Genomic DNA, 17762 nt, shown 5'->3' with positions numbered 1-17762 from the left:
CTCGGCGATGATGAAGTTGAGGAACTTTTCGCCCGCGAGACCTCTTCCTGCCATCATCGGTCCATTGCGATCGACCGTGAACTACTGTTGGCGCTCGGAGTAGTGGGGGGCTTGTGAAGAACAACCTTGTCGATGCGCTGTGGTGGGTCATAGCGAGGCTCGTTCTGATCCGATGGGTCATCGCCAGATTCAGTCCGCGGGCCGCGATGGAGATCGGGTCGCAGATGCAGAAGAGGTACCGCCTCGCTGCTGCGGACAAGTTCTACTCACTTGCGATCCGGTACGGCGACCAACACAGGTCCCTGTCCGCGCGACAAATTCTGGTGGACGTGTTGAGTACGGGAAGCGCGATCCATCAGGATCGCGCCGAGTCCCTTTTGCTGGAATTGCTCGACGATGACGAGTCCGACACGACCGCTTGGGCGCTGTACGCACTCGGCCGCCTGGAGCGGAGTCGCGGCAACTCAGCCTCGGCGATCGCATATTTTGAGCGAACCCACCAGTGGCCGGGCAGCTACGGCAACAAAATGTCGAAGAACGCTCTTCAATCTATCCGCGACAGAGAAAAGAACGCGGCAAAACCGAGGCGCAAACCAGCATCGCGCCGCACAGCAGCCTCATCCGCCGCTTTCGCAATGGTTTTCCCCGACCGTCACGCCGGCGCGCGGATCGCGGCTGACCGCGGGTTGGTGGAGGCACTGCTCATCAAGGAGGGCCGCCCCGACCTGGTTGGGGTGGAGTACTTCGGCGCACCGACGCAGGATGGCTACAAGATCACCTTCGGCATTTACTGATCGCCGTCGGTTCACAATGTAATGCTGGCGACCCACGGGATCTCTGCTGAGCTGACACCGATCATTTTCGTTCGGCTATGCGTTCGTGGTGGTGGATGACCTCGGCGATGATGAAGTTGAGGAACTTCTCGGCGAAGACCGGGTCCAGGCCGGCGTCGACGGCGAGGGCGCGGAGGCGGGTGATCTGGCGTTCCTCGCGGGTCTTGTCGGCCGGGGGGAGGCTGCTGCGGGCCTTGAGTTCGCCTACCTGCTGGGTGCACTTGAAGCGCTCGGCGAGCAGGTGCACGAGGGCGGCGTCGATGTTGTCGATCGTGCCGCGCAGGCGGGTGAGTTCGGTCAGGGCATCTGGATCGGTCACGGCTCTACTTTGACCTATGGTTCGGCGCCGGGCCGCTTCCGGTTGTCCGTCGAGGCACGATAAATGCCTGAAATGTCGACAGAAATCCAGGCAGGATCGGTCCATGACCACTCTGGACCGGTTCGCGCGGCATTCCGCTTTCTCCGATCCCGGCCGGCACGCGCAACTGCTGCGTGAGCCGGCCGGGATGGAGGAGATCTGCGCGATCGTCAACAACCTTGTGCTGCACTATCGCGCCGAGGCGCACCTGCTGCGCGACGAGCGTCGCGGTGAGATCAACGCGCGCTGGATCTCGGCCATCCTGGATCTCGATCAGGCCCGGCACCCCGGCCCGCTGCTGGCTCCACGGCCGCCGGGCGATCGGGTCGCGGGATGCTGCCGGGACCATGCCCTGCTCGCGGTCGCCGCTCTTCGCGAGCGAGGAACGCCGGCTCGCAGCCGCGTAGGCTTCACCTTCGCCCCGGACTTCTGCGGTGATCACGTCGTCGCTGAATGGTGGAACGGCGTCCGGTGGCAGCGGTTCGATCCTGAGCTCCGGCCGGGGACGCGTTCGTTCGACGTCCGCGATCTGCCGACCGGCGACGGTGCGCCGTTCGAGACCGCCGCGGAGGTCTGGACGGGCTATCGTGCCGGCCGTCTCGATCCCACCCGGTACGGCGTCGCTCCGGGATCGGAGTTCTCCGGTCCAACGTTCATCCGGATGTACGTCGTGATGGAAGTTCTGCACCGCTACGGTCACGAGGCGCTGCTGTGGGACGTGGTCGACACCGGGATCACGGATCCCGATGCCGACGCGATCGCCCGGCTGCTGCTGGCTGCCGACGCGGGCGACTCGGAGGCGGAGGATCAGCTGGAGCGACAGTTCGAGACGAGGCTCCGGCCGGGATCGACGGTCACCCAGCTATCGCCGTACGGGGATCCACCGGTCACCGTCGACCTCACCCGCTGAGCTCCCCGAAACGCTCGGCGGCCGTGGCGGCGAACCGCTCGACCTCTCCACGATCCGGCTCCTTGCCCGACAGCAGCATCGCCGCCTGGAGCTGCTCCGACCGGGCACCGCCGTACTCGGCGACCGTCGCACTGGTCACCGGCTGTACGACGATATGCAGGTGCTTACGGCCGTCGTCCCTGTGCGCCCACGAACTCACGTACGTCTGCTCGGGATCCAGGATCGAATCCACGACCTGCGCGGTACGTCGTACCAGCGAGCCGAACTCGTCGGCCGCCTCAACCGTCAACTCAGCAACGGCAATCACGTGGTCGCGGGGACTCAGCACCAGCGTGCCCAGGTTCATCGAACCGACCACGTGGTTCACGACCCAGTGCGGCGTCTCGTGGATGAGTCCGCCCGGCACCTGCAGACGTCCGGAGACGACATCGCAGCCGAGACAACCTTCAACGTCCATGGGTACTCCGATTCTTGCGGATGGGTTCGGGGAGGAGGGTGAGGAGCTGGTCGAGGTCGTCGGGTTGGCGGGAATCCTGCGCTACCCGGTTGCGATGGCGGGCACCACAGGTCAGGCATTCGTGGACGAGCATGTATCCCTTGGCAGGATGATGTTCCACCATGACAGGGCGCATGAGCGCGCGGCACGAGTTTGCCCGGTCCCCGGGGACGAGGTCCACGTGGAGCGAGTACAGGCACTGCGGGCAGTGGTTGCGGTAGCTGCCATTGGTCAGGGGCGTCACCGGCGCCGCGCAATAGGCACAGGTGAACCCGGTGTTCTCGGTCGATCTGCTGATGGTGCTGCTCCTCGCGAGTCGAAGTTGCTTGACTCGGAGGTGCAGGGTTCCGTGTGCTCTCGTCCTTGCAGGCAGGGAATCTCAGGCTTGAACTGGGGAGGGACGCGATTCACCGCCCACCTCTGGAGCGGGCGATTACTTCCGGTTCCTACTTCATCAGGGCTTGTTCCATCCCTGAATCCGGACCACTGCCGGGGTTGTGTTCTTTGTCCCGGCCACTGTCACGCAGGTTCCCCCACGTGCCACCGGTAGGTGTCATCCAGTCTCACTGACGTCGGCGTCGTCCCCTGTCAGACAGCGTCAGCCGCAGTACGGCGATAAGGGCGCACGTCACCTCCCGGGCAGCTCGGCGGCCTCAGGTGAGGCACCGGCTCAACGTACGAGGGCCGGCGGTCGGAGGCAACGGAGTTTCGCTCAGCGGCGGGAATGGCGGATCTTCAGCCGGCCGAAGCCGATGGCGCCGGAGATCCGGATCGTCGGGCCGCCGGCTTGCGGGTGCCGCGAGGGCTTGTAGCGGGTCTCTTTCCAGCCGGCCTGGAGGCCGTCGTACTCGACGATCGCGTTCCGGGGCACGGTGATCCTGGCTTGGCCGGTGCCGAGCTGGAGCTCGATGTCGACGACCGGGTCCTCGATGATCGCCCGGGAGAGATCGAGCCGCACCGAGCCGAAGGCGGACTCGACCTTGAGGTTCCGCGGGACCCGCCAGGCACCGCTCCGTTTGATCCGCCCACTCGCGGCACCGATCGTGGCGGTGGTCGGCGGCGCGAGCGCCGGGAGCGTGGCCAGGGTGGTCGCGAGTTCGTCATGGGTCTTGAGGACGAGTGCCTGGTGCAGGCGTTCGTCGAAATCCTCGCGGGTCAGGTGCCCCTCGGCGTACGCATCCTGCAGACGCTGTACGGCGGCATCGCGGTCGGCCTCGGTGATAGGTGCCGATGGATCGTGCGGCTGAGCGGTCACCGATTCACTCTACTGCCGGACTTGGGCTAGGGGACGTAGACGAGTTGGGGGTTGAAGCGGAAGAAGGTTTTGGGGTCTTCGAAGACTTGGAGTTCCAGGACGAGGTCGCTGCGGCCTTCTTCGGCGGTCCAGAGGTCGACGAGGCAGTTCCAGCGGTTCTCGTGCCACCACATGGCGATCGAGGTGTCCCAGGTTGCTTCCGGGAGTGGGATCAGGGTGACCGGTCCGTACGCCGCGACGTTCTCGCGGCAGGACGTCGACGTGTCTTCGGGGAGCGGATCGACGTTGTCGATGCCCTGGCCGATGCAGGCGTCGCCGCGGATGAGCGAGTCGACGATCGCACCGAGGGTTCCTCGCCACGCATGCGGTACGGCGGTCTCGCCTTCCTCCCGGACAGCCACCACCTCATCAACCATCCAGAAAGGGTAATGCGCCTTTGCAGGTCCTACCGCTCTCGCAGCCACCACAGTTGACGGATGACTACTGCCGCTGGGTGCCTGTTGCGATTTGGCGGCTGTTGCTCTCCAGACCGGTTTGGGGAGCGGTATCGCGGCAGGTGATCGGCCGCGGTGGCTGAGGGCTTTGTCTGGACAGGAACCCCTCCTCCCCGAAGGTGCTCGTCCCATCCCGCCGCTCGGATTCGGCCGATGGCGTACACGGTGGCTGGTCGCCGCTGCGGCCGGATTTACTGAGACGGGTGGCTGGGCGGGTCTGTGGCTGGGCCGGATGGCGAGGCCGGTGACCGAGGTTCCCCGTCGCCTGTGGCTGACGGGCTGTGGTTGCTCCCGACGAGCAGGAGGCCTGTCAGGTGACTCGCCGCCGCGGTTGACCACTGCGGTTCGGGTCGCCTGCCTGCCTGCCTGCCTGCCTGCCTGCCTGGCTGGCTGGCCCGCGGAAATTTGGCTGGATATCCGTTCAAGTTGACCCTTCTCTGCTCAAAATTTGAGGGGAGAACGGTCAACTTGCGGGGAGATCCCCTCATTTTCCGGGACCGCAACCCAAGCCCGGAAGCTCAAACAACCGGGCACGCGGTCACCGGCCTCGCCATCCCCCTCAGCCACAGACCACGCCCGCTTAGCGCTTCAGTAAATCGGCCGCCGCGGCGGCCAGCCACCGTGTGCGTGTCCGGCCTGTCCGGTGCGGCGCGATTCGGGGGCACAGCTCTCTTTGCGGGGAGCCACTGCCTCCCAGCGGCAGTAGATCCCCGCAAACACCCACAAACCCCGACCAGCCGCAGGTTCACGGGGTTCTACTGCCAAATACCGGCAGCAATCATCGGTGAACCGGCCCAGCCCTGGCCGAGGTGGTCGGCGTCCGAAGACCACGACGAACGCTGCCTGAGGCCAGGTGGATGCTCTCGGGCCACCACCAATGGCGCGAGACACCTTGTGGTTCCTGGAGACCTGTTGCCAGAGGTCTCCGGCCCCAGCTTCATGTCTGCGGCCCCAACTTCATGTCTGCGGCCGCCAGTGATGGCGAGGGGCCAGCAGCACTGGGGGAGGTTCTTCGCGTCGGGCTCCGGGGGACGGCTCCCCAGCCCGACAGTTGCCACCCTCGCGAGAGGCGCCACTGCGCAACCTCGCCGCGGCCACAAGCAGGGGGCGTGAACACCCGGCGGTGGGCGTGAACAGGTCATACCTAGTTCAAGGCCACCAGAACTTGTTCAAGCCCCCGGATGGTGACTCCGGATCGGACGCCGCGGCGACCAGCCACCGCATACGCAACCGGCCTGCCCGGTACGGCGCAAATCGGGGACACCAACCCCGCTTTGCGGGGGCCTACTGCCGCTGGGTGGCAGTAGGTCACCACAAAGGCGCGATGAGCCCACACACCCGCGTTGCGGGCGGCGTGCTAGTGGAAGAAGTGGCGGGTGTTGGTGAAGTACATGGTGAGGCCGGCCTTGGTGGCGGCTTCGATGGCGGCGTCGTCGCGGATGGAGCCGCCGGGCTGGACTACTGCTTTGACGCCGCCTTCGATGAGGACCTCTAGGCCGTCGGGGAACGGGAAGAAGGCGTCGGAGGCGGCGACGGAGCCGACTGCGCGGTCGCCGGCTCGGGAGACGGCCAGGCGGCAGGAGTCGACGCGGTTGACCTGGCCCATGCCGACGCCGACCGAGGCGCCGTCGGCGGCCAGGAGGATGGCGTTGGACTTGACCGCGCGGCACGCCTTCCAGGCGAACGCGAGGTCGGCCAGGAGTTCAGGTGAAGCTGGTGAACCGGCCGCCAGCGTCCAGGCGGAGGGGTCGTCGCCGGGAGCCTGGAAGCGGTCGGTGTGCTGCAGGAGCAGGCCGCCGCTGATCGGGCGCATCTCGACGGTTTCGGAGCCGGAGACCGCGGGGGCCACCAGCAGGCGGATGTTCTTCTTGGCCTGGAGGACCTCGACGGCGCCGTCTTCGAAGGCCGGGGCGACAAGGACCTCGGTGAAGATCTCCGCGACCTGCTTGGCGAGCTCGACGGTGACCGGGCGGTTGGTGGCGATGACGCCGCCGTACGCCGAGACCGGGTCGCACTCGTGCGCCCGGCGGTGTGCCTCGGCGATGTCCGCGCCGACCGCGATACCGCAGGGGTTGGCGTGCTTGATGATCGCGACGGCCGGTTCGGCGAAGTCATACGCCGTACGGCGGGCCGCGTCGGAGTCGACGTAGTTGTTGTACGACATCTCCTTGCCGTGCAACTGCCCGGCGGCAGCCAGTCCGCCGCGGCCGTTCACGTACAGGGCGGCCGGCTGGTGCGGGTTCTCGCCGTACCGGAGCACTGCCTTCTTGTCCCAGGCCGAGCCGACCCAGGCCGGGAAGCCCGAGCCTTCGCTGGAGTCGGTGAGCACGCTGCTCATCCAGGAGGCGACCGCGACGTCGTACTCGGCGGTGTGGATGAAGGCCGCGGCGGCCAGCTTCTTGCGCTCCTCGAGCGAGAAGCCGCCCTCGTCGAGCACGGTGTAGAGCTGGTCGTACTGCGCCGGCGACGTCAGTACGGCGACGTTCGCGTGGTTCTTGGCGGCACCGCGAACCATCGACGGGCCGCCGATGTCGATCTGCTCGACGCACTCGTCGACCGAGGCGCCGGAGGCGACCGTCTGGGTGAACGGGTACAGGTTGCTGACCAGGAGGTCGAAGGGCTCGACCCGCATCTCGGCCAGCTGCTCGACGTGGTCGGCCTTCCGGACGTCGGCCAGCAGGCCGGCGTGGACCTTCGGGTGCAGCGTCTTCACGCGCCCGTCGAGGCACTCCGGGAACCCGGTCAGCTCCTCGACCTTGGTCACCGGCACCCCGGCCGCGGCGATCCGCGCCGCGGTGGAACCGGTCGACACCAGCTGGACACCGGCGGTGTGCAGCGCGGTGGCGAGCTCCTCCAGACCGGTCTTGTCGTAGACGCTGATCAGCGCCCGGCGGATCGGCCTGCGGTCGGTGCTCACTTCAGTCGAACCTTTCGTCCGGTGATGGTCCAGCCCTGACGAACCAGTCGGCCGACCCACTCGACCAGTTGGCGGCGTTCGACCTCCTTGATCCGCTCGGTGAGGGTTTCCTCGGTGTCGTCGTCCTCGACCGGTACGACGACCTGCCCGATGATCGGGCCGGTGTCGACGCCGCCGTCGACGAAGAACAGGGTGGCGCCGGCGACCTTGACGCCGTACGCGAGCGCGTCCCGCGGCCCGTGAATCCCGGGGAACGCGGGCAGCAGCGCGTTGTGGGTGTTGATGTAGCGGTCGCCGAACGCGGCCAGGAAGTCGTCCCCGACCAGCTTCAGGAACCCGGCCGACACGATCAGATCCGGCTTGTACTGCGACACCGACGCGGTCAACGCCTTGTCCCAGTCGGCCCGCTCGGCGTGGTCCTTGACCTTGTGCACGAACGTCGGCACCCCGGCGGCCTCGGCCCGCTCCAGGCCCACGGTCCCGTCACGGTCGGCACCGACGGCAACCACCTGGGCGCCGTACGCCGGATCGGCGGCAGCGTCGAGGAGGGCCTGCAGGTTCGACCCGGAGCCGGACACGAGCACGACGAGCCGGGCTAGCCCAAAAGAAGGCACAGTTGGGGTGGGGGCAACCGGGTCTGTCACGCCGGGAAGCCTATCGCTCGGGTTCAGGCTCCGGTTCAGCCGGTCGGCGGGCAGCCACCACGGCCGCGGTGATCGCGGCCCCGATCGCCATCCCCGCCGTCAGTACGCCGGCCGCCGGCAGCGCGGCCGGGATCCCGACCGCCGCCATCCGCCCTGGCCCGGCCGAACCACCGGACAGCGCCATCAGTACGTAGAAGGCCACTCCGGCGAGTACTGCCGCGATTCCGCCGCGTAGCGCGAACGCATCCCAGCCGAGCGCATCAGCGTGCTGCTCCGCGCGCCCACGCCGTACGACGATCAGTCCGGCCACCGCACCGGCGCCCAGCGGCACCAGAGCCGTCAGCACGAGTAGATAGGTCGGAGTGGAGCCGTCAGCCGGTACGGCGGCGAGCAGCGGGAGCGCGGGCAGATTTCCGACGTCCACGCCGGTCGGAGCGATCGTCGTCCCCGTGCCGAGCTGGAAACCGGGCCCGGCCAGGAAGGAGACGCCGTACAGGATCATGTTCGGCACCAGCATCAGGCAGAGCGCGAACAGCACGATCGACCCGATCACTCCGGCATCGAGCAGCTCCAGCATCGCGGTGACGCGGGAGAAGTGGATCGCGAGCAGTACGCCGTACAGGACCGAGGCGACCGCGATCACGGTCAGCACAGCAGCTGCAGCAGCCGGTACGGCGTCGCGCAGGCCAGGCGGGGTCGCATCGGCGATGTCCGCGGCCGCACCGGACTCGACCAGCACTCCGACTGTTCCGGCGACCACAGCGAGTGAGGTGGTCCCCAGGAAGGCGGAGAGCGGTGAGACGTGCAGTGCGCCGTCAGCCGTGAGCAGGGCCACGATCAGACCGCCCAGACCGTAGACACCGGCGTACACAGCGGACAGGAGGATCAGATCCTTGGTCTGGTCGGCCCCACTGCTGCGGGCGGCGGACTTGCCGCCGCGGTAGAGGCACCAGGCGAAGAAGAGGGTCAGACCGAGCGGTGCGATCGAGATGGTGCCCGCTCCGAGCGTCACACCGGCCTTGTGCGCGACCAGCCAGGCGGAGGCACCAGCCCGGATCGCACCGGAGGCGCCACCGAAGGTCGCGGCGAGCCAGCCGATCACGGCGACCGCCGTACAGGTGAGCAGACCGGTGAGCAGGCATGCTCCCGCCGACAGCACCGCGGACACGATTACCGGCTTGGTCGGTACGGCGTCCACTGGGCCGGGCGGAGGGGCAGAATCGCCGCCGGGGGCGCCCGGGCGGCTGAGCATGTCGGTCATCTGACTCCCATGGTCGCTCCGCTGCTGGACACGGCTGCACCAGACACGCCGGATATGGGAGACTTCAGCGCGCTTGCTTACGCAGGGTCTCCGGCCTGGTGTCCGGGGTAGCTGAGTGTGGGCGAACAGGGTCCACCCAGTACTGTCGGGTGGAATCACTCAGGAGGTCGAGCTTTGGCCGGTTCCCACCGCGCACAACGTGGCGGCGGTCGCGCCGCTGCCCGGGAAGCACGCCGGGAGAAGGCGCGTAAGCGGAACCAGACGATCGCCGCCGGTGTGGCGGTGGTGGTTCTGGTCGGTGGCGGCGGTATCGCCGCGTTGAACGCCTTCGGTGGCGACGACTCCTCCGGCGACCCCAAGAAGAGCGGTAAGGGCCCGGGCGACGACAAGTCGAGCGACTCCAAGGTGCTCGCCGACGACAAGGGCCTCCTGGACGCGGAGGGCGCGAAGGCGCTCGGCCGCGGCACATGGACGGTCAGCTCGACCGCCGACGGCAGTGGCGCCGGTGACCACGACTACGTGTGCCAGTCGCAGCGGTTCGCCGACCCGTCCGGACTGCGGACGTGGGTGCGCAAGTTCACCAACCCGGCCACCGCGGACTCCGCGGTCCAGTACGTCGAGGTGTCGAACGACGCGGCCGCCGCGGAGAAGTCGTACAACACGATCGTCGGATGGTTCAGCCAGTGCGCCGCCGAGAAGCGGATCCGGCTGAACACCAGCTACACGCTCAGCGGAATGGGCGACAAGGGCTGGATCGTGGTCTTCGGGCAGGCGGTCGGCGCCAAGACGCGGTACCGGACCATCTCGGTCACGCTGGCCGGCCAGGCCACGCTGGTGGTCGAGCACGACACCAACGCCACCGCTCCGCCGAAGCCGGACACCGTCCTGGGCGCGACCGGCACGGCCCTGCAGAAGATCTGCCCGCAGACCGGCGGCTGCGGCTCCGGCACTCCCGCTGCCAAGGGCAGCCTGCTGCCGACAGCCGAGCCGGCCGGCTTCATGGCCCCGGCCGAGCTGCCGATCATCGCGGCCGTCGACAAGCCGTGGGTCAGCACCCCCGGCAAGGTCGGCAACACCACCCAGTGCGAGCAGACCGACCCGAAGAAGGCCAAGGCGACCAAGTACGCCACCCAGACCTACCTCGCGCCCGGCGCCAAGGTCCCGACCGAGTTCGGCCTCGACGACACCGTCGCCCAGTTCACGACCCCGGCCGCGGCGGCCTCGTACGTCGGCCAGGTCCGCAAGAACGTCGACGGCTGCCAGAAGAAGGTCTCCACCGCCAAGGTCACCTCCTCCGGCACCCTCGCCAGCGGCGGCATCCAGGGCGAGGCCTGGGAAGCCTCCTTCGACACCGGCGACGGCAAGAAGGCCAAGTTCCGCATCGGCGTCGCCGCCTCCGGCAACCACGCCGTCTACCTGCTCTACCCGGTCCTCCCCGACCTCGACATCTCCGACGCCGCCTTCCTCGACACCCTCCGCCGAGCCACCGAACGCTCCGCCACCTACAAGTAGGTCACCTCTCGCAGGTCCCGGAACACCACTGCCCCGCCCCGGGCCGGCTGATCACACTCCGGTCCGTGCAGATCGAGTCCCTGCACGGACGGAAACACGAAGTCCGGACCTACGACGGCCGGATCCAGATGCAGTTCGACGCGCAGTCCGCTGCCCGCAGGAGCGTCGTACAGCTGTCTCGGCGACGAGGGCCGGATTCCGGCCAGCTCCTGCCGGAATCCGACTTCGTCGGACCAGACCTCAACGACTCCGCGATCCGAGAGCGCCGCGGCGGCGGCCAGCAGCCACCACTCCGGCGTCAGCAACGAGTCGTAGTACCCGTCGGCCGACAGGTCCTGCGGGCACAGCGTCGTGATCGTGAAGCTGCGGTCGTCGAGGATGTCGAGCGTGCTGTGCAGTGTGTGTGTAGCAAAGGCAACCGCGGCGGCCGGATGCAAGGCATGACCAGCCACGGCTTCCAGCACGTTGGTGGGGAATCTCGGGCTGTCGAAGCCCACCCGGAAGTACATTCCGGGGCGCTTGCGGACAGCCTCGTCGTACTCCAGGATCACGAGGTCACCTACGTTGTACTTCTCCACACCGAATTTTACCCCGCCGGACACGCGAAAGCCCCGGAAGACAAAGGCTTCCGGGGCTTTGCGCGGTGTACTACTTACTGAGGTTCTGCATGATGGCGCGCATCAGATTGGCGGTCTCGGTCGGGGTCTTGCCGACCTTGACGCCGACGGCCTCGAGGGCCTCCTGCTTCGCGGCGGCCGTGCCGGAGGAGCCGGAGACGATGGCGCCGGCGTGGCCCATCGTCTTGCCCTCGGGAGCGGTGAAGCCGGCGACGTAGCCGACGACCGGCTTGGTGACGTTCTCCTTGATGAAGGCGGCGGCACGCTCTTCGGCGTCACCACCGATCTCGCCGATCATCACGATCGCGTCGGTGTCCGGGTCGTCCTGGAACGCCTGCAGGGCGTCGATGTGCGTCGTACCGACGATCGGGTCGCCGCCGATGCCGATCGCGGTGGAGAAGCCGAAGTCGCTCAGCTCGTACATCATCTGGTAGGTCAGCGTGCCCGACTTGGACACCAGACCGATCCGGCCGGCGCCGGCGATGCTCGCCGGGATGATGCCGGCGTTGGACTCACCCGGGGTGATGATGCCCGGGCAGTTCGGGCCGATGATCCGGGTGGTGCCCGAGGCCTGCGCGGCGGCGAAGAACGCGGCGGTGTCGTGCACCGGCACGCCCTCGGTGATCACCACGACCAGCGGCACCTCGGCCGCGACGGCCTCCAGTACGGCGTCCTTGGTGAACTTCGGCGGCACGAAGATGACCGAGACGTTGGCCCCGGTCTCCTTGACGGCATCCGCGACGGTGCCGAACACGGCGACCGACGTACCGTCGAAGTCGACGTTCGTGCCCGCCTTGCGCGGGTTCACGCCACCGACGATGTTCGTGCCGGACGCCAGCATCCGCGTGGTGTGCTTGGTGCCTTCCGAGCCGGTCATGCCCTGGACGATGACCTTGCTGTCCTTGGTCAGGAAGATAGACATTTCAGCGATCCCTTACTTCGCAGCCAGCTCGGCGGCACGCTTGGCGGCGCCGTCCATCGTGTCGACCCGCTCCAGACCGGCGAGACCCGCCTCGTCGAGAATGCGGCGGCCCTCCTCGGCATTGTTGCCGTCCAGCCGGACGACCAGCGGCTTGCTGACGGCCTCGCCGCGGGCGGCGAGCAGCTCGAAGGCCTGCACGATCCCGTTCGCGACCGCGTCACAGGCGGTGATGCCACCGAAGACGTTGACGAACACGCTCTTCACCTGGGCGTCGGAGATGATGATCTCCAGCCCGTTCGCCATCACCTCGGCGGACGCGCCGCCACCGATGTCGAGGAAGTTCGCCGGCTTGACGCCACCGAACTCCTCACCGGCGTAGGCAACGACATCGAGCGTCGACATGACCAGACCGGCGCCGTTACCGATGATGCCGACGGAACCGTCGAGCTTCACGTAGTTGAGGCCCTTGGCCTTGGCCGCGGCCTCCAGCGGGTCGGCGGCAGAAACGTCCGCGAACGCTGCGTATTCAGGGTGTCGGAAATCGGCGTTCTCGTCCAAGGAGACCTTGCCGTCGAGTGCCTCGACGCGGCCGTCCTTGAGCTTGACCAGCGGGTTGACCTCGACCAGCGTCGCGTCCTCGGCCAGGAAGACCTCGTACAGCTTGACGATCTCCGGCGCGACCGCGTCGATGATGTCGGCCGGGTAGCCGGCCTCGGTCGCGATCTCGGTGGCCTTGGCCAGGTCGACCCCGGTGGCCGGGTCGATCGAGATCTTGGCGACCGCGTCGGGGTTCGTGTGCGCGACCTCTTCGATCTCCATGCCGCCGGCGGCGGAGGCGATGCAGAGGTAGTTGCGGTTGGCGCGGTCGATCAGGAAGGAGAAGTAGTACTCCTCCGCGATCGCCGCCGCCGGGACGATGTTCAGGATCTTGACGACGTGACCCTTGATGTCGAGCCCGAGGATCTCGCGGGCGCGCTCCTCGGCCTCGTCCGGGTTGGCGGCCAGCTTGACGCCGCCGGCCTTACCGCGGCCACCGGTCAGCACCTGGGCCTTCACGACCACCGTGCCGCCACCGAGCTTCTCGGCCGCCGCGCGGGCTTCCTCGGGCGTGGTGACGACTTCACCCACCGTCGTCCCTACACCGTGCTTGGCGAAGACAGTCTTCGCCTGGTATTCCATCAAGTCCACGACTGTGGTCCCTCTCTCGCCTGTTCGAGTCCCGCGTTGTCCAAGTCAGGCGCGGCAGGCTGCGGTGCAGAGGGCACGGTCGCCGGCGCGTTCCGTCGGGCTGAGACTAGCCACCTCAGGACCCGGAGCGACAGCCGGGGTACACGCTGAGACGACCGTCACAGATGTTGTGGACCCACGTGCGAGGGTGGTTCCCATGACAGAACAAGCGACCAGACCAGCTGACGACTGGTGGCGTAGTGCCGTCGTCTACCAGGTTTACCCTCGGTCGTTCGCGGATGCGGACGGTGACGGAACAGGCGACGTGAACGGGATCCGCGCCCGGCTCCCCTACCTGGCCGAGCTCGGCGTGGACGCCATCTGGATCAGCCCCTGGTACCCGTCCCCACTGCTCGACGGCGGGTACGACGTCTCCGACTACCGCGACATCAACCCCGAGTTCGGCACGCTGGCCGACGCGGACGCGCTGATCGCCGAGGCGCACGCCCTCGGGCTGCGGATCCTGATCGACCTGGTCCCGAACCACTGCTCCTGGGAGCACCCGTGGTTCAAGGCGGCACTCGCGGCCGGCAAGGGCTCGCCCGAGCGGGAGCTGTTCTGGTTCCGCGACGGTGTCGACGGCCGCCCGCCGACCAACTGGCCGGCCACCTTCGGCGGTGGCGCCTGGCAACAGATCGACGATGGCCAGTGGTATTTGCACATGTTCGACATCTCCCAGCCGGACTGGAACTGGGACCACCCGAAGGTGATCGAGGAGTTCGACTCGATCCTGCGGTTCTGGTTCGACCGGGGCATCGACGGCTTCCGGATCGACGTGGCCGATTCGATGGCCAAGGACGCGACACTGCCCGACGTACCGCTGAAGGACGGTCGGCCGACGCAGGACAAGTACGTCGGCAACCCGTTCTACGACCAGCCTGGCGTGCATGCGATCCACCAGCGCTGGCGGGCGATCGCCGACGAGTACGCCGGTACGCCGCAAGGCCCGCGTGTGTTCGTGGCGGAGGCGTGGCTGTCGCCGCCGGAGCGGCTCGCGAAGTACGTGCGGTCGAACGAGCTGCACTCCGCGTTCAACTTCGACGCCCTGCGGGCAGCGTGGGACGCGAAGGACCTGCGTGAGGTGATCGACCGGTCGACCGGCAGCCTCTGGGCAGTCGGTGCGCCTGCGACCTGGGTGCTGAGCAACCACGACACCATCCGGCACCGCACTCGGTACGGCCGCGCTCTGAGCGACGCACTGGCGGGCGCAGGCGTCGTACCGACCGATCTGGCGCTCGGCCTGCGCCGGGCGCGCGCTGCGGCGCTGCTGGAGCTCGCACTGCCTGGTGGCGCGTACATCTACCAGGGTGACGAGCTCGGACTACCTGAGGTCGAGGACCTGCCCGAAGAAGTACTGGACGACCCAGTCTGGGAGCGGTCCGGTCACACGAGCCGCGGCCGGGACGGTTGCCGCGTACCAATCCCGTGGTCCGGCACAGAGCCGCCGTACGGGTTCGGACCGGGTGAAGGACAGCCATGGCTCCCCCAACCAGCCGACTGGGCCCCACTGACCGCTACGGCGCAGACAGATGACCCGGACAGCCACCTCACCCTCTACAAGGCCGCACTGCGGATCCGACGCGACCACTCCGACCTGGGCGAAGGCCGCCTCACCTGGGACGAGGATGCCCCCGCCGACGTCCTGTCCTTCACCCGCGGCACCTTCCGCTGCATCACCAACCTCGGTACCGTGCCGACCCCCTTGCCGCCGCACGACGAACTGTTGCTCACCAGCGCGGCCGTGGCCGACGGACAGTTGCCACCGGACACAACCGCCTGGCTGACCGTCTAAGCCAAGTCACCACGCCGGCCGTCGTAGAGAACTGCAACCGGCCTACCCCTGCCAGGAGTCACCTCTCCAAACCGACGCTTACCGAGAGGAACCCTGATGACTGCTCGATTCCGCAAGCCCTTCGCCGCGTTGCTCGCGACCGGAACCGTAGCCGGCGGCCTCGTGGCCGGGGCGACCTTCGCGGCCGCCGCGGAGAATCCGCAGTGGTACCACACGAACTGCCCCGCGCCCTTCTACTCCGACGGCACCTCCAGGTTCTGGACGACGGTGCCCTGTAACAACTACCGCGGATTCGCGGACATCAAATGGGCCAACGGAGCGCACGAATACGTGACGGTCGGGAACGCTCACAAGGTCATGCGAGCCTCCGAAGGTAGTACGTTCAGCCAACTCGGCAACGGCGTCGCCAAGAACGATCCGAGCGGGGACGGCATCCACACCTGGAAGGTCTCCTACGCAGCCAACGGCCGCGTGAGGAACCTGACGCTGCGAGTGCTCGGCACCACAGGTCTCATCTACTGCAACTACGGCGACGGCTACGCGTGGCGCGGATGGACCACGGTCAACTGCTGAGCTGGAACCGCGGAAGGCCGGAACCCCAGCAGGGTTCCGGCCTTCGGTGCGGCGAGAACTACTTGACGCCGCCTGCGGTCAGGCCGGCGACGATGCGGCGCTGGAAGATCAGTACGGCGATCACCAGCGGAATGGTGACGACCACACCGGCCGCCATCTGACTGCCGAACGGTTGGTCGCGCCCCGACGTACCGGTGAAGCCGGCGATCAGGACGTTCGCGGTCGAGATGTCCTTGCGGTTCACCATGCTGACCGCGATCAGGAACTCGTTCCAGGCCGCGATGAAGGTGATGATCGCGGTCGTGAACACGCCGGGCGCGGCCAGCGGGATGATCACCTTGCGGAACGCCTGGGCCGGCGTACAGCCGTCGACCATCGCCGCCTGCTCCAGTTCGCGCGGCATCTGACGGAAGAACGCCGTCAGGTTCCACACGGCCAGTGGCAGGGCGAACGACAGGCTGGGCACGATCATCGCCTGGTAGGTGTTGATCCACTCGATGTCGCTGAACAGCTTCTTCAGCGGGATCACCAGCGAGATCCCGGGGAACATCGAGGTGGTGATGATGATCGCCAGCACGAGGTTCTTGAACTTGAAGTCGAGCCGGGCCAGCGTGTAGGCCGCGACCATGCCGACGACCAGCGTCAGGATCGTCACGGTGCCGGCCACGATCAGGCTGTTCAGCAGCGCCCGGCCGAAGCCCGTGCCGGGCTGGAACACATCGGTGAAGTTGTCGACCGACCACCGCTTCGGGATGATCGAGTTGTCGAACTGGTCACTCGGCCGGCGCAGCGCCGACACGACCATCCAGTAGAACGGCACCAGGCAGTACAGGACGATCAGCCCGACGCCGATCAGTGGCAGCCACCGCCGGTACCAGGGCGCCTCGGCCGCTTTGACGTCGATGATCTTCGGAGCCTTCTCAGCGACCGCCATCACGCACCACCCTTCCCGCGGGACTTCTTCGGCTTGTTCACGCGGGCCTCACCGATCACGTCGGCGCCGAGCAGCTTCACGAACACGTAGGCGACCACCACGATGTAGATGAACAGCAGCGTCGCGTACGCCGCCGCCGGCCCGTACCGCGTCTGGTTCGCCTCGAGGAACGCCAGGATCGACAGCGTCTCCACCGACTCCTTGTTCGGCCCGACCAGTACGTACGGCAGGTCGAAGATGCGGAGCGTGTCGAGGATGCGGAACAGCACTGCCACCAGCAGTGCCGGCTTCACCAACGGCAGCGTGATCCGGGTGAAGGTCTTCCAGGGACTCGCCCCGTCGACCTTCGCGGCCTCGTAGACCTCGTCCGGAATCGTCTGCAGGCCGGCCAGCACCAGCAGCCCGATGAACGGCGCCGTCTTCCAGGTGTCCGCGATGATCACCGACAGCACCGACTGCCAGCCCTCGGTGGACCACAGGATCTGGGTGCCGAGGACGGTGTTCGCGATGCCGTCGGCCTGGAAGATCCACTTCCACAGCAAGGCGGACACCACGGTCGGGATCGCCCACGGGATCAGGATGCTCGCCCGGACGATCGCCCGGCCCTTGAACGCCTTGTGCATCACCATGGCCATCAGGACGCCGAGCAGTGTCTCGAGAACCACACAGGTGACGGTGAAGAACGTGGTGTTGTAGAACGCGTTCCAGAACCGGTCGCCGGTCGCTCCGGTGAAGATCGCGGCGAAGTTGTCGAGGCCCACGAACTGCGAGCCCTCGATGACGAAGCCGTCGTCGCCGATCCCGCCGCTGGTGTACAGCGACTCCCGCAGCGCGGAGATGATCGGGTAGCCGATGACCAGCAGCAGCACGATCAGGGTCGGTGACAGCAACAGTGCGGCCAGTTTGCCGGTGCCCTCGTTGAACGACGTACGCCGGACCTTCTTGCCCGGCGGCGGTCCGACGACCGAGGCGGATTCACTCACCTCATGCCTCCTTCTCTCTCCGCCCACATCCGTG

18 protein-coding genes are annotated in these 17762 nt (G+C 67.4%); 5 read left to right on the top strand and 13 right to left on the bottom strand.

All coding sequences use genetic code 11. From position 1 onward, the window contains the following. Nucleotides 1-113: 113 nt before the first annotated feature. Nucleotides 114-794, top strand: coding sequence for a hypothetical protein (locus OG474_RS24015; RefSeq protein WP_405055795.1), 681 nt, complete (start codon nt 114-116; stop codon nt 792-794). 61 nt (nt 795-855) lie between these two features. Here OG474_RS24015 and OG474_RS24010 read toward each other — a convergent pair whose 3' ends face one another. After that, nucleotides 856-1152, bottom strand: a complete 297-nt coding sequence (locus OG474_RS24010) for a chorismate mutase (RefSeq protein ID WP_405055794.1) — start codon at nt 1150-1152, stop codon at nt 856-858. Nucleotides 1153-1255: 103 nt separating this feature from the next. Between OG474_RS24010 and OG474_RS24005 the strand changes: the two genes are divergently transcribed. Next, nucleotides 1256-2101: a transglutaminase-like domain-containing protein gene (locus OG474_RS24005; RefSeq protein ID WP_405055793.1), complete on the top strand. Its 846-nt coding sequence runs from the start codon at nt 1256-1258 to the stop codon at nt 2099-2101. Here OG474_RS24005 and OG474_RS24000 read toward each other — a convergent pair. From OG474_RS24000 to OG474_RS23970, 7 genes are all read right to left on the bottom strand, one after another. Further along, a complete protein-coding gene (locus tag OG474_RS24000) occupies nt 2091-2558 on the bottom strand; it encodes an HIT family protein (RefSeq protein ID WP_405055792.1) in 468 nt (155 codons plus the stop codon). The two genes, OG474_RS24005 and OG474_RS24000, sit on opposite strands and share 11 nt — an antisense overlap. Next, a complete protein-coding gene (locus OG474_RS23995; protein ID WP_405064608.1) occupies nt 2548-2895 on the bottom strand; it encodes an RNHCP domain-containing protein in 348 nt (115 codons plus the stop codon). Before OG474_RS23995 ends, OG474_RS24000 begins: the two co-directional genes overlap by 11 nt. 414 nt (nt 2896-3309) lie before the next feature. Further along, nucleotides 3310-3852, bottom strand: coding sequence for a DUF1707 domain-containing protein (locus OG474_RS23990; protein ID WP_405055791.1), 543 nt, complete (start codon nt 3850-3852; stop codon nt 3310-3312). Between the two features lie 26 nt (nt 3853-3878). Further along, the gene (locus OG474_RS23985) at nt 3879-4268 is read right to left on the bottom strand and encodes a hypothetical protein (protein ID WP_405055790.1); all 390 of its coding nucleotides are present in this window, start codon (nt 4266-4268) and stop codon (nt 3879-3881) included. A gap of 1435 nt (nt 4269-5703) precedes the next feature. Beyond that, the gene (gene purH / locus OG474_RS23980) at nt 5704-7263 is read right to left on the bottom strand and encodes a bifunctional phosphoribosylaminoimidazolecarboxamide formyltransferase/IMP cyclohydrolase (RefSeq protein WP_405055789.1); all 1560 of its coding nucleotides are present in this window, start codon (nt 7261-7263) and stop codon (nt 5704-5706) included. After that, the gene (gene purN / locus OG474_RS23975) at nt 7260-7907 is read right to left on the bottom strand and encodes a phosphoribosylglycinamide formyltransferase (RefSeq protein WP_405055788.1); all 648 of its coding nucleotides are present in this window, start codon (nt 7905-7907) and stop codon (nt 7260-7262) included. The genes purH and purN overlap by 4 nt, the downstream gene beginning before the upstream one ends. A gap of 10 nt (nt 7908-7917) precedes the next feature. Then, entirely contained in the window at nt 7918-9168 is a 1251-nt protein-coding gene (locus OG474_RS23970; RefSeq protein WP_405055787.1) for a DUF6350 family protein, read from the bottom strand. Between the two features lie 174 nt (nt 9169-9342). Between OG474_RS23970 and OG474_RS23965 the strand changes: the two genes are divergently transcribed. After that, nucleotides 9343-10680: a hypothetical protein gene (locus tag OG474_RS23965; protein WP_405055786.1), complete on the top strand. Its 1338-nt coding sequence runs from the start codon at nt 9343-9345 to the stop codon at nt 10678-10680. On the opposite strand, the gene OG474_RS23960 is transcribed toward OG474_RS23965, so the two are convergent. The 3 genes from OG474_RS23960 to sucC all read right to left on the bottom strand — a co-directional run bounded on the left by OG474_RS23960 (nt 10671) and on the right by sucC (nt 13407). Continuing rightward, nucleotides 10671-11258, bottom strand: a complete 588-nt coding sequence (locus OG474_RS23960) for a hypothetical protein (protein ID WP_405055785.1) — start codon at nt 11256-11258, stop codon at nt 10671-10673. The two genes, OG474_RS23965 and OG474_RS23960, sit on opposite strands and share 10 nt — an antisense overlap. Nucleotides 11259-11328: 70 nt before the next feature. After that, nucleotides 11329-12219 carry a succinate--CoA ligase subunit alpha gene (gene sucD / locus OG474_RS23955; protein ID WP_405055784.1) on the bottom strand — a complete coding sequence of 297 codons (891 nt, stop codon included), beginning with the start codon at nt 12217-12219 and terminating at the stop codon, nt 11329-11331. A gap of 12 nt (nt 12220-12231) precedes the next feature. Next, nucleotides 12232-13407 carry an ADP-forming succinate--CoA ligase subunit beta gene (gene sucC / locus OG474_RS23950; protein ID WP_405055783.1) on the bottom strand — a complete coding sequence of 392 codons (1176 nt, stop codon included), beginning with the start codon at nt 13405-13407 and terminating at the stop codon, nt 12232-12234. A 196-nt stretch (nt 13408-13603) separates the two neighbouring features. On the opposite strand from sucC, the gene OG474_RS23945 reads away from it, so the two are divergent. Together OG474_RS23945 and OG474_RS23940 are read left to right on the top strand one after the other, a co-directional pair. After that, the gene (locus OG474_RS23945) at nt 13604-15238 is read left to right on the top strand and encodes a glycoside hydrolase family 13 protein (protein WP_405055782.1); all 1635 of its coding nucleotides are present in this window, start codon (nt 13604-13606) and stop codon (nt 15236-15238) included. A gap of 96 nt (nt 15239-15334) precedes the next feature. Continuing rightward, entirely contained in the window at nt 15335-15811 is a 477-nt protein-coding gene (locus OG474_RS23940; RefSeq protein ID WP_405055781.1) for a hypothetical protein, read from the top strand. 58 nt (nt 15812-15869) lie between these two features. Here OG474_RS23940 and OG474_RS23935 read toward each other — a convergent pair whose 3' ends face one another. After that, nucleotides 15870-16748 carry a carbohydrate ABC transporter permease gene (locus OG474_RS23935; protein ID WP_405055780.1) on the bottom strand — a complete coding sequence of 293 codons (879 nt, stop codon included), beginning with the start codon at nt 16746-16748 and terminating at the stop codon, nt 15870-15872. Beyond that, on the bottom strand, nt 16745-17728 hold the full coding sequence (locus OG474_RS23930) for a carbohydrate ABC transporter permease (protein WP_405055779.1): 984 nt from the start codon (nt 17726-17728) through the stop codon (nt 16745-16747). The genes OG474_RS23935 and OG474_RS23930 overlap by 4 nt, the downstream gene beginning before the upstream one ends. Between the last annotated feature and the right edge of the window lie 34 nt (nt 17729-17762).

The sequence above is a fragment of the Kribbella sp. NBC_01505 genome (genome assembly GCF_045040285.1).
In the GTDB taxonomy this organism is placed as follows: domain Bacteria; phylum Actinomycetota; class Actinomycetes; order Propionibacteriales; family Kribbellaceae; genus Kribbella.
The sequence above is the reverse complement of the archived record's forward strand: the minus strand, read 5'-3'. Positions and strand labels throughout refer to the sequence as shown.